The sequence below is a fragment of the Trichococcus flocculiformis genome (assembly GCF_963662535.1).
In the GTDB taxonomy this organism is placed as follows: domain Bacteria; phylum Bacillota; class Bacilli; order Lactobacillales; family Aerococcaceae; genus Trichococcus; species Trichococcus flocculiformis.
Window position 1 is genome coordinate 1,551,958 of sequence record NZ_OY759718.1, and the last position, 12,506, is coordinate 1,564,463.

Genomic DNA, 12,506 nt, shown 5'->3' on the forward strand with positions numbered 1-12,506 from the left:
TATTTGTCCGCTTTTGTGCGTCGGAAATCAAAAAATAGACAAATGAAGGGAAGTTAAGAAAATGTCTTTTAAATTCAAGTTGCCTGCTCTAGGCGAAGGTATCATGGAAGGTGAAATCGTTTCTTGGTCAATCAAAGAAGGCGACACCATCAATGAAGATGACACATTATTAGAAGTTCAAAATGATAAATCAGTCGAAGAAATCCCATCCCCAGTATCTGGGAAAGTTTTGAAGATTGTTGCACCGGTAGGTACGGTTGCGGTCATCGGAGATGTATTGGTGGAAATCGACGCTCCAGGTCACGAGGATGAAGGTTCTGCAGCTCCTGCACCAGCAACAGCTTCAGCGGCATCAACTCCAGCAGCACCTGCAGCTTCAACAGGCGGACTGTTCCAATTCAAATTGCCTGCTCTAGGCGAGGGTATCATGGAAGGCGAAATCGTTTCTTGGCCTATCAAGGAAGGCGATATGATCAACGAAGATGACACCTTGGTTGAAGTTCAGAACGACAAATCTGTTGAAGAGATCCCATCTCCAGTGACAGGTAAAGTTGTCCGCATCGTAGCGCCAGTAGGTACAGTTGCGGTCATCGGTGATGTATTGGTTGAAATCGATGCTCCAGGCCAAAACGGTCCGGCTTCAGCAACACCAAAAGCAGCGGCAGCACCTGCAGCAGCTTCAAATGCACCAGCCTCATCAGGCGTAGTTGCAGCAGCAAATCCAAACAAACAAGTCTTGGCTATGCCGTCTGTTCGTCAATACGCACGCGAAAAAGGCGTCGACATCACTTCGGTTGTGCCGACTGGAAAAGGCGGCCGTGTACTGAAGGAAGATATCGATAACTTCAGCGGAGTAGCTCCAGTGGCAGCAAAAGCTGTAGCTCCAGCAGTCCAAGCTCAAGCTTCAGCACAAGCAGCAGTCCAAGCGGCTCCTGTAGCAGCTGCTCAAGCAACACAAGCGGCAGCACCGGCTCAACCATTCTCTTCCAATATGGGCGAAGCGGAAACACGCCAAAAGATGTCTCCGATGAGAAAAGCGATTGCGAAAGCAATGGTCAACAGCAAGCATACAGCGCCTCACGTAACCTTGTTTGATGAAGTTGAAGTGTCCAAATTATGGGATCACCGCAAGAAATTCAAAGATGTTGCTGCAGCGCAAGGAACAAAACTTACTTTCTTGCCGTATGTCGTTAAGGCTTTGGCAGCGACTGTACGTGACTTCCCTATCCTGAACGCTTCAATCGACGATGCTACACAAGAAATCGTATTGAAGAACTACATCAATATCGGTATCGCTACAGACACAGACAGTGGTCTATACGTGCCGAACGTTAAAGATGCAAATACAAAAGGCATGTTCAAAATTGCCGATGAAATCAACAACATGGCTGCTCAAGCCCACGACGGCAAATTGGCAGCTGCAGACATGAGAAACGGTTCTGTAACTATCAGTAATATCGGTTCTGTTGGCGGCGGATTCTTTACGCCAGTCATCAACTACCCTGAAGTGGCCATCCTAGGTGTTGGGACGATCGCGCAACAAGCTATCGTCAATGCAGAAGGCGAATTGGCAGTCGGTCGCGTTATGAAACTTTCATTGAGTTTCGACCACCGTATCGTTGACGGCGCAACTGCTCAAAAAGCAATGAACAACATTAAGAGATTATTGGCTGATCCAGAATTATTATTGATGGAAGGGTGAAAATAGACAATGGTAGTAGGCGATTTCGCAGTTGAATTAGATACAGTTGTTGTTGGAGCGGGACCTGGTGGCTATGTAGCTGCCATCCGCGCTGCACAATTAGGACAAAAAGTAGCAATCATCGAAAGAGAATGGATCGGAGGCGTTTGTTTGAACGTCGGTTGTATCCCTTCAAAAGCATTGATTTCTGCTGGACATCATTATCAAGAAGCTTTGGATTCTTCTGTTTTCGGCATCACAACTGAAAATGTGAAACTGGACTTCTCGAAAACGCAAGAATGGAAAGACAACAAAGTCGTCAAAACATTGACTTCCGGTGTCGAGTACTTGCTGAAGAAAAACAAAGTTGAAATCATCCGTGGAAATGCATTCTTCAATGACGGAGAAACATTGCGTGTCTTCACCGAAGATGCAGCACAAACATATACTTTCAAAAATGCGATCATCGCTACCGGTAGCCGTCCGATCGAAATCAAAGGTTTCAAATTTGGCGGACGCGTTATCGATTCCACTGGCGGATTGAATTTGACCGAAGTTCCTAAGAAATTAGTCATCGTCGGTGGCGGTGTCATCGGTACTGAACTGGGCGGAGCGTACGCTAACCTAGGTGCTGAAGTGACTATTCTTGAAGGTTCTCCGCAAATTTTACCGACATTCGAAAAAGATATGGTCAAATTCGTTGAAAAATCATTCCAAGAAAAAGGTGTCACAGTCGTCACGAAGGCAATGGCTAAAGAAGCCATCGACAACGGAGACAGCGTAACCGTTAAATATGAAGCGAACGGTAAAGAAGAGGTTATCGAAGCTGACTACGTAATGGTTACTGTCGGTCGCCGTCCGAATACGGATGACTTGGGTCTTGAAGTAGTCGGAGTTGAAATGACCGACCGTGGTTTGGTCAAAGTCGATAATCAAGGCCGTACAAATGTAAAACACATTTTTGCGATCGGCGATATCGTTCCTGGTGCTGCTTTGGCTCATAAAGCCAGCTACGAAGCTAAAATCGCGGCTGAAGCAATTGCGGGACATCCCTCTGCAATTGATTACCGTGCTATGCCAGGGGTTGCCTTTACGGATCCTGAATTAGCTACTATCGGCTTCACTGCTGCCGAAGCAAAAGACAAAGGTATGGATGTCAAAGCATCCAAATTCCCATTGTCAGGTAACGGACGCGCATTGTCATTGAACCAGACAGAAGGCTTTGTTCGTTTGGTTACGACAAAAGAAGATAACGTTCTTGTCGGCGCGCAAGTTGTCGGTGTGAATGCCAGCGAAATCATTGCTGAGCTTGGGTTGGCGATTGAAGCTGGAATGAACGCAGAAGATATCGCGTTGACGATCCACGGTCATCCATCCTTATCCGAAACAATCATGGACGCTGCCGAATTGGCTTTGGGCATGCCGATCCACATCTAATTCCAAAATAGTAACAGGTAAAGAGAATCCGGATCCGGATTCTCTTTATTTTTTTTGTCAGGTATAATATAGTAGAAACAAGAATAGATGGAGGGAATAAGATGCAACATTATGACTATCCGTTCGAAGTGGAGTGGTCCAAAGAAGAGATTGTTAAAGTCATCTCCTTGTGGAATGCTGTCGAGCGCGCTTATGAAAGTGGAATCAGTAAAGAGGATTTTATGCAAGCTTACCGTGAATTCAAAACGGTGCTGCCTTCAGTCGGGCTGGAAAAGAAATACGGCAATCAGTTCGAGAAAGAATCGGGTTATTCTTTGTACAAAGTGCTACAGGAAATAAAGAAAAGTGAAAAGAATAAAATCTTTCTAGGGGAGCGTTAAACGACTGGATAAGTCGCGGGTAGAGGAGCGGTAGAAGGGAGGAGCCGGATGGATCAGATCGATAGAAGGCATAGCCTGATCAAGTCTTGGTTACATGAAGCTGCAGACTTGCTGCGGGAATCGTTCAACAAGGAGCTTGAGATTAAAGAAAAAACATCGCGAACGGATCTGGTAACAAACATGGATCGGGAAATCGAGGTGTTCCTGTATGAAAAAATCACTGCGCATTTCCCGGATGAGCGTATTTTGGGAGAAGAAAGCGTAGGACACGATATACAGGATCTGGATGGAATTGTCTGGATCATCGATCCAATTGATGGCACACTTAATTTCATCAAGCAGCGAGCGAATTTTGCCATCATGATCGGCATCTATAAAGACGGTGTTGGTCATTTAGGCTATATTTATGATGTCGTAAGAGACGAGCTCTATTTTGCGATACGCGATAACGGGGCTTATTGCAATGATCGTAGACTGCCGCGGGTGGAGGAGCTACCGTTATCGGAAGGGCTGGTCGCAATCAGTAATCGATTGGTTGTTTCCGATGCGGACGAAGCGCGTAGAATCGCCAGAAACAGTAGTGGGTTGCGCGTCAATGGCTCTGCCGGACTGGAAACGGCTTGGGTTGCTTCTGGAAAATTAGTGGCTTATATCGCGCCTTCCTTGGCACCGTGGGATATAGCGGCAGGGTTGGTCATAGCTGAAGAGGTAGGTTTGGTCTATAGACAAGTTACGGGAGAAAAAATAAATCTGCTCCAGAATAATGCGGTAATTGTAGCCAATAGCTTTGCTTTCCTGGAAATTCAAAATGAATGGCGCTTCATTTTTGGGCCTCATTGAGTATAAATTGAAGTGGACAAGATACAGATCAGTGTATTTTGTTCACTTTTTTTGATTGACGAAAGATGTTAGAATTCCTCACATAAAAAGGCAAGGGTTATGCGATTCTATTATCATATGTTGAAAAAAGATATAATTTTTCTCAGAAAGAGAATGAGACTAAAAATAATAAATGTGAGAAAGATGATTAAAATGATAAAAAAATGAGTATATGAGAGTTTTTTTAATGCTTTTTAATGAGAACGAATCTCATTTTGGTATCGGCGGAAGGTGGTTCTCTCATTTTTCTAATGAAAAATCTTACAAATCTATGTAAGGTTTCTCCGATTGTCAGTGCTTGTCTGCGGTATTTTTTTTAGCTAAAACATTTACATTTGATTAAATTATGGTTATAATCTTCGTATTAAGTGAGATGTATGTGAAACAGATGATAAACGGGGGTTATAAAATGTCAGATTTTAATCAAAATGCCATAGCTTCTTTTAGTTTGCATGGTCATCAATATGAATACTATAAATTAAAAAAATTAGAAAATAATGAAAAAATAAAAATTTCTAAATTGCCTTACTCGATTCGAGTTCTTCTGGAATCGTTGTTACGTCAAGTGGGAGAAAGCGGCATCAAAGAAGAACATGTTGTCACTTTATCTAACTGGAGTGCAACGGAAACGAATGAAGGCGAAATACCTTTCAAACCATCCCGCGTTATCCTTCAGGATTTCACAGGGGTACCGGCAGTCGTTGACTTGGCTTCATTAAGAAAAACGGTTCATGATTTAGGCGGAGATCCAGCGCTCATCAATCCGGAAGTGCCTGTTGATCTGGTCATTGATCATTCTGTGCAAGTTGATAACTTCGGGTCACCACAAGCCTTGATCGCGAACATGAAGATGGAATTCCTGCGTAATCAAGAGCGTTATCAATTTTTGAGTTGGGCCCAAAAAGCCTTCGACAATTACCGGGCTGTGCCGCCCGCTACCGGTATTGTCCATCAAGTCAATATTGAGTATTTGGCGTCAGTCGTCACGGAAAAAGAAATAGACGAAAACAGAAGCTTGGTTTTTCCTGATACATTGGTGGGTACGGATTCCCATACGACGATGGCGAACGCTCTAGGAGTATTGGGTTGGGGAGTCGGCGGAATAGAAGCGGAAGCCAGCATGCTTGGCGAGCCTTCCTTCTTCCCGGTTCCTGAAGTAGTGGGTGTACGTTTCATCAATTCGCTGCAGGAAGCAGCAACCGCAACTGATCTGGCCTTGAAAGTGACTCAGACGTTGCGCGAAATGAAAGTAGTCGGCAAATTTGTCGAGTTTTTTGGTCCTGGGTTATCTTCCATGACTTTGGCAGATCGTGCGACCATTGCCAACATGGCACCTGAATATGGTGCGACTTGCGGCTTCTTTCCGGTCGACGATGAAGTGCTTAACTACTTAACGCTGACAGGCAGAGATGAAAAGCATGTTTCTATAGTAGAAGCATATGTTAAGGCAAACGACTTATACTACCGTGTCGAGAATCCGGAACCGGAATATACTACAGTCGTAGAAATAGACTTGAGCACAATCGAGGCCAATGTTGCAGGTCCGAAGCGTCCACAAGATTTGGTACCTGTGTCAAAATTGAAAATAGATTTCCAGAGATCATTGATTGCGCCAAAAGGCAATGCCGGATTTGGACTATCCGAAGAGGATGCACAAAAAGAAGTTTCATTTGTCCTCGATGGGGAAGAAGTGAAAATGAAGACGGGAGATGTAGCGATTGCTGCCATCACAAGCTGCACGAACACATCTAATCCATATGTAATGTTGAGTGCCGGATTATTGGCGAAACGAGCAGTCGAGTTGGGGTTGAACGTGCCGAAATACGTCAAGACTTCGTTGGCTCCAGGATCCAAAGTAGTTACCGCCTATTTGGATAATGCTGGTTTACTTCCTTACCTGGAAGAACTGGGCTTCAATACTGTCGGGTACGGTTGTACGACATGTATCGGAAATTCAGGGCCGCTTTTGCCGGAAGTGGAAGAAGCAATCAAAAACAGTGATTTGTTGGTTTCTAGCGCACTGAGCGGAAACCGTAACTTTGAAGGGCGGATTCATGCTTTGGTCAAAGCGAACTATTTGGCATCACCGCCATTGGTAGTCGCTTATGCGCTGGCTGGTACGATGAACATCAATCTGAAATCCGATCCGATCGGAAACGGTAAAGATGGTCAACCCGTCTACTTGGCTGATCTGTGGCCGGAAAGACATACTGTGGAAGCGATGATCCGAGATTTTGTAACACCTGAGATATTCAAAGCAGAGTATTTGCATGTTTTTGATGATAATGCTGAATGGAACGCAATCGAAACAAATGATGATGCTTTGTACCAATGGGAAGAGGGATCGACTTACATTGCAAATCCGCCATTCTTCAACAATTTATCGCCTGAACCAAAAGCGATTGAATCCTTGAAGGAATTGGCAGTTTTGGGTAAATTCGGTGATTCGGTTACGACCGATCATATTTCTCCAGCAGGAAGCATCGGAGTCAATACACCGGCGGGGCAATATTTGTCTTCGAAAGGTTTGGGAGTCCGCGATTTCAACTCATACGGAGCTAGACGTGGAAACCATGAAGTAATGATGCGTGGAACGTTAGCAAATATCCGTATCCGCAATCAATTGGTCCCTGCCAAAGAAGGCGGTGTCACTATCTACTGGCCGACAGGTGAAGAGATGAGTATCTTTGATGCATCCGAAAAATACCGCGAAGAGAGTGTTGGGCTGATCATCCTTGCCGGTGATGATTACGGAATGGGTTCATCCCGTGATTGGGCTGCCAAAGGTGTCAAGTTGCTCGGGGTCGAAGCGGTCATCGCGAAGAGCTATGAAAGAATCCACCGTTCGAATCTTGTCATGATGGGCATATTGCCTTTGCAATACCAAGCGAGTCAAGATGCAGAAAGCCTCGGGCTGGACGGATCGGAAAAAATTACGATTGATTTGAACGATAGTGTCGGTATCCATGCCGAAATTCCTGTGACGGCAGTCAAATCAGATGGTCAAGAAATCAAATTCACGACTATTGCCCGTTTTGATTCTGAAGTGGATATGACTTACTACCGTAACGGAGGCATCCTGCCGATGGTAATCCGTAAAAAAATGGGGCTTGCTTATTAAGCAGCAAGCCATCCAATTTGCTGAAGAGAGGTTTTTGAGAGGAGAGAAAAATCATGGAAGTACATAAAGGATTAGCAGATGTTGTCGTATCAGAAACCTCCCTAAGCGCAATTGTTGAGGGACAATTATCCTATTCAGGATATAATATCGACGAATTAGTGGAAAAAGATGCATCGTTTGAGGAAATCATCTTTTTGTTGTGGAATTCAAGAATGCCTAGCCGTGAAGAATTTGCTCAGTTGCAGCACGATCTTCACACGCATATGGCCTTATCTGAAAGTGTCATTGCTTGCCTGAAAATACAGTGCCGTCAGAATCTGCACCCGATGAGTGTCTTACGTACGACGGTCTCATTATTGGGCGTATTCGATCCGTATGCGGAAGATATGGATGAACGTTCTGTCTATATTCAAGCAATCTCGATACAAGCAAAAATTCCGACGATTGTCGCCGCATTCGCACGATTACGCAAAGGTTTGGATCCGATCGCGCCTCGCGAAGACCTTTCGTTCGGAGCCAACTTCCTGTATATGTTGACAGGCGAAGAAGCGAATCCGGATTTGGTCAGAGCGTATAATCATTGTCTGGTACTCCATGCCGATCACGATCTTAACGCATCAACCTTCACCGCACGCGTTGCAGCTTCTACGCTGACGGATGTCTATTCGTGTATCACAAGTGCCATCGGAGCTCTCAAGGGTCCCTTGCACGGCGGAGCGAATGAGCGCGTATTCGATATGCTTTCCGAAATCGCTGAATCCGAAACCAGAGATGTTGCTGGCTACTTGAAAACAAAATTGGACAATAAAGAAAAAATCATGGGATTCGGTCACCGTGTCTACAAAACGGAAGATCCCCGCAAGAAACACCTGAAACGCATGGCAAAGGAATTGACCCAGGAATTTGGGAAAGAAGATTTATATGATCTTTCTTGCGAAGTAGAGGACTATCTGTTGCAGGAAAAAGGCTTGATTCCGAATGTGGATTTCTACTCTGCCACAGTTTATCACTGCTTTGGGATAGAACATGACCTCTTCACACTGTTGTTTTCGATGAGCCGTGTTGCCGGGTGGTTAGGACATGTATTCGAGCAGAAACGTGAAGCGACTTTGATCCGTCCACGTTCAAAATACGTGGGACCCGTTAATCTGACCTATATCCCTTTGTCTGAAAAAGAAACTATTGGAGGTACTGCGCAATGACAGTTGGCGAAAAAATTGTTATGAATGAAACGGGTTTGCATACACCTGATTTTCCGATCATCCCTTTCATCGAAGGGGATGGAATCGGTCCGGAAATTTGGCAAGCATCCAAAAAAGTATTTGAGGCTGCAGTTGAAAAGGCCTATGGCGATTCCCGTAAAATAGTCTGGAAAGAAGTGCTTGCGGGCGGAAAAGCTTTTGATTTGACCGGTTCATGGTTGCCCGATGAGACCATGGATGTCATCAGGGAGCATTTGGTGGCCATCAAAGGACCGCTGACGACACCGATCGGCGGAGGGATCCGTTCCTTGAATGTCGCTTTGCGCCAGACGTTGGACCTATTCGTTTGCTTGCGTCCTGTCCGATATTTTGAAGGCGTACCGACCCCTTTGAAACACCCTGAAAAAACTGACATGGTCATCTTCCGCGAGAATACTGAAGATTGCTATGCAGGGATCGAGTTCGAAGCACAAAGTGAAGAAGCGAAACGGATCATCGAAATTCTGCAGACCCAATTCGGTGTGGATAAAATCCGCTTCCCTGAGACATCGGCAATCGGTGTCAAACCGGTTTCGATCGAAGGTTCGGAACGGTTGATCCGCAGCGCCATCCAATATGCCTTGGAAAATGGCCGTACTTCGGTGACGTTGGTACACAAAGGCAACATCATGAAATTCACGGAGGGCGGTTTCAAGAAGTGGGGCTATGCTCTAGCGGAACGCGAATTTGGCGATAAAGTCTTCACTTGGGCCCAATATGACGCCGTAAAAGCTGCGGACGGCAGAGCGGCAGCTGATCAAGCTTACGAAGATGCGGTTGCGGCAGGCAAGTTGATCATCAAAGACCGGATCGCGGACATCTTCCTGCAGGAGATTTTGATGAACCCTGAGAACTATGATGTCATCGCGACCTTGAACCTGAACGGTGACTACATTTCCGATGCATTGGCTGCTCAAGTCGGCGGAATCGGGATTGCGCCAGGAGCGAACATTAATCAGAACACAGGCCATGCCATCTTTGAAGCGACTCACGGTACCGCGCCGGAATATGCTGGTTTGGATGAATTGAACCCTTCATCGGTGTTGCTATCAGGCGCTATGTTGTTCGATTACATCGGCTGGAATGAAGTCAGCGACTTGATCACCCGTGGCATCGAGAAGACGATTGCGAACAAAACGGTCACACGCGATTTCTATTACCTGATGAAGGATGAAGCTGCCCAAAAAGTCAGCTGCTCCGGATTCGCGGAACTGGTCATCGAAAACATGTAGGAACCCTTCGGAAAAGCAGAGGCATAATCACTCCGGATTATGCCTCTTTTTGCGGACAATTCCAGAAACGAGACAGCTTCTAGAATCCTTGCCGGCTAAAGACATCCATGGTGCAGTGGCAGCCGGAAGAAAAACTTTTTTGAGAAAGCCGTTACATTGAACTTTTTTCTTTCCAAATGGTTCTGGAGGTGATAGACTGGACAAGTTGATAGTTGTCTTCATGAGTTTTCAGCGGGTTTTCACCTATTCCGCAAATGAAAGCTGATGGGAAGTTCAAATTCAGAATTGTGATCGACTATATAATGGCAGTAGCAGTTGGCATATCAAACAGCAGTGAAAAACAAGTAAAATTTTGGAGGAAAACAACAAATGGAATTTAGAAAAGATATTCGTAATGTTGCAATCATCGCCCACGTTGACCATGGTAAAACAACATTAGTAGATGAATTGTTGAAACAATCGGATACATTGAATGCTAGAACCGAGCTTATGGAACGCGCAATGGACTCCAACGATCTTGAAAAAGAACGCGGAATCACAATCTTGGCGAAAAATACAGCCGTACAATACAAAGGCACGCGCATCAACATCATGGATACACCAGGCCACGCGGACTTCGGTGGAGAAGTAGAACGTATCATGCGTATGGTTGATGGTGTAGTGCTTGTTGTCGATGCTTACGAAGGTACGATGCCGCAAACGCGTTTCGTATTGAAAAAAGCTTTGGAGCAAAAACTGATCCCTATCGTCGTAGTAAACAAAATCGACAAACCGACTGCCAGACCGGCTGAAGTTGTGGATGAAGTCCTGGAATTATTCATCGAATTGGGCGCTGATGACGAACAATTGGAATTCCCGGTTGTCTATGCCTCTGCAATGCATGGTACTTCAAGCATGTCAGATGATCCAACTGAACAAGAAGACACAATGGATAACGTTTTTGATGCTATCATCGAACACATCCCGGCTCCAATCGACAACTCTGCTGAACCATTACAATTCCAAGTAGCTTTACTTGACTACAGTGACTTTGTTGGCCGTATCGGTATCGGACGCGTATTCCGTGGCACAATCAAAGTTGGGGACCAGGTATCCTTACTTAAATTGGACGGCACATTCAAGAACTTCCGTGTATCAAAACTGTTCGGCTACTTTGGTTTGGACCGCATCGAAATCGAAGAAGCAAAAGCGGGCGATTTGATTGCCATTTCCGGTATGGAAGATATCTTCGTTGGTGAAACAGTGACTCCTGTTGATCATCGTGAAGCTTTGCCGGTTCTGCACATCGACGAGCCTACATTGCAAATGACTTTCCTTACAAACAACTCTCCTTTCGCAGGCCGTGAAGGTAAATGGGTCACTTCCCGTAAAATCGAAGAGCGTTTGATGAAACAATTGCACACTGACGTATCATTGCGTGTTGATCCTACCGACTCTCCTGATGCTTGGATCGTTTCCGGACGTGGCGAATTGCATTTGTCCATCCTGATCGAAAACATGCGTCGTGAAGGCTACGAATTACAAGTATCCCGTCCAGAAGTTATCATCAGAGAAGTTGATGGCGTAAGATGCGAGCCGTTTGAACGTGTTCAGATCGACACACCTGAAGAATACATGGGTTCCGTAATCGAAACAATCAGCCAACGCAAAGCTGAAATGCAGGATATGCAAAACAGCGGCAACGGCCAAGTCCGTATCATCTTCCTTGTTCCGTCACGTGGATTGATCGGTTACTCTACTGAATTCTTATCCATCACTCGCGGATATGGTATCATGGCGCATACGTTCGAAGCGTATTTGCCAGAGTTGCCAGGAAAAATCGGCGGACGCAGCAAAGGCGCACTTGTTTCTACTGAAACAGGCAAAACAACAACCTACGGCATCATGGGCGTTGAGGATCGCGGAACGATCTTCATCGAGCCTGGTGTGGATATTTACGAAGGTATGATTGTCGGCGAAAACGCTCGTGATAACGATATCGCTGTAAATATCACAAGAGCGAAGCAAATGACGAATATCCGTTCCGCAAATAAAGATTCTACTAACGTAATCAAACGTCCGCGTACATTGACGCTTGAAGAATCGCTTGAGTTCATGGGAGAAGATGAGTATTGCGAAGTAACACCTGAAAGTGTGCGACTGCGTAAACAAATTCTGGATAAAAATGAGCGTGAAAAAGCTGCTAAACGCAAGAAAAAAGCAGAATAAACCTATAACAATTTCTAAGAAAAGCTGAACGGGTTCGTTCAGCCCTGAAAGAAATTTAGGAAATCTGTCCTACTGAGCATCGAAGAGCGCAATAGGACAGATTTATCTAATTTCCGAAGGGCTAACCCGTGAAGCTGGACATCATTTTAGATGCATGAAACATGTTGCAATCTTGTGAAACACCTACGGTGATGCACTTCTGAGTTGAAAAAATTTATAAATTCCTATATGCTGAAAAAAGTGTTCGTGGCAATGGTTGCCACGGACCTTTTTCTCTTTGATCAGCCAGAAGCGACTGGTTGTAGGCGACAGCCTATTTGTTTGGTA

General features: G+C 45.2%; 8 protein-coding genes. All 8 read left to right on the plus strand.

Translation table 11 applies throughout. From position 1 onward, the window contains the following. The first annotated feature begins 61 nt into the window (after nt 1-61). The gene (locus ACKPCD_RS07505; RefSeq protein WP_321432857.1) at nt 62-1,702 is read left to right on the plus strand and encodes a 2-oxo acid dehydrogenase subunit E2; all 1,641 of its coding nucleotides are present in this window, start codon (nt 62-64) and stop codon (nt 1,700-1,702) included. 9 nt (nt 1,703-1,711) lie between these two features. After that, on the plus strand, nt 1,712-3,118 hold the full coding sequence (gene lpdA / locus ACKPCD_RS07510; RefSeq protein ID WP_068562533.1) for a dihydrolipoyl dehydrogenase: 1,407 nt from the start codon (nt 1,712-1,714) through the stop codon (nt 3,116-3,118). A 101-nt stretch (nt 3,119-3,219) separates the two neighbouring features. Beyond that, on the plus strand, nt 3,220-3,498 hold the full coding sequence (locus tag ACKPCD_RS07515) for a UPF0223 family protein (protein WP_321432858.1): 279 nt from the start codon (nt 3,220-3,222) through the stop codon (nt 3,496-3,498). A 48-nt stretch (nt 3,499-3,546) separates the two neighbouring features. After that, complete coding sequence (locus tag ACKPCD_RS07520; RefSeq protein WP_321432859.1) at nt 3,547-4,338, plus strand: inositol monophosphatase family protein; 792 nt, start codon at nt 3,547-3,549, stop codon at nt 4,336-4,338. A 448-nt stretch (nt 4,339-4,786) separates the two neighbouring features. After that, nucleotides 4,787-7,498 (plus strand): aconitate hydratase AcnA, encoded by a 2,712-nt coding sequence (acnA, locus tag ACKPCD_RS07525; RefSeq protein ID WP_321432860.1) that lies wholly within the window; start codon nt 4,787-4,789, stop codon nt 7,496-7,498. 53 nt (nt 7,499-7,551) lie between these two features. Next, nucleotides 7,552-8,700 (plus strand): citrate synthase, encoded by a 1,149-nt coding sequence (locus ACKPCD_RS07530; protein WP_288924524.1) that lies wholly within the window; start codon nt 7,552-7,554, stop codon nt 8,698-8,700. Beyond that, complete coding sequence (icd, locus tag ACKPCD_RS07535; RefSeq protein ID WP_288924523.1) at nt 8,697-9,971, plus strand: NADP-dependent isocitrate dehydrogenase; 1,275 nt, start codon at nt 8,697-8,699, stop codon at nt 9,969-9,971. Before ACKPCD_RS07530 ends, icd begins: the two co-directional genes overlap by 4 nt. Nucleotides 9,972-10,340: 369 nt before the next feature. After that, nucleotides 10,341-12,179, plus strand: a complete 1,839-nt coding sequence (gene typA, locus ACKPCD_RS07540) for a translational GTPase TypA (RefSeq protein WP_086941691.1) — start codon at nt 10,341-10,343, stop codon at nt 12,177-12,179. Nucleotides 12,180-12,506: the final 327 nt, after the last annotated feature.

Coding starts and splice junctions, on each gene's coding strand:
- lpdA (WP_068562533.1), top strand. CDS start 1,712: ATGGTAGTAGGCGATTTCGCAGTTGAATTAGATACAGTTGTTGTTGGA.
- icd (WP_288924523.1), top strand. CDS start 8,697: ATGACAGTTGGCGAAAAAATTGTTATGAATGAAACGGGTTTGCATACA.
- ACKPCD_RS07530 (WP_288924524.1), top strand. CDS start 7,552: ATGGAAGTACATAAAGGATTAGCAGATGTTGTCGTATCAGAAACCTCC.
- ACKPCD_RS07515 (WP_321432858.1), top strand. CDS start 3,220: ATGCAACATTATGACTATCCGTTCGAAGTGGAGTGGTCCAAAGAAGAG.
- ACKPCD_RS07520 (WP_321432859.1), top strand. CDS start 3,547: ATGGATCAGATCGATAGAAGGCATAGCCTGATCAAGTCTTGGTTACAT.
- acnA (WP_321432860.1), top strand. CDS start 4,787: ATGTCAGATTTTAATCAAAATGCCATAGCTTCTTTTAGTTTGCATGGT.
- ACKPCD_RS07505 (WP_321432857.1), top strand. CDS start 62: ATGTCTTTTAAATTCAAGTTGCCTGCTCTAGGCGAAGGTATCATGGAA.
- typA (WP_086941691.1), top strand. CDS start 10,341: ATGGAATTTAGAAAAGATATTCGTAATGTTGCAATCATCGCCCACGTT.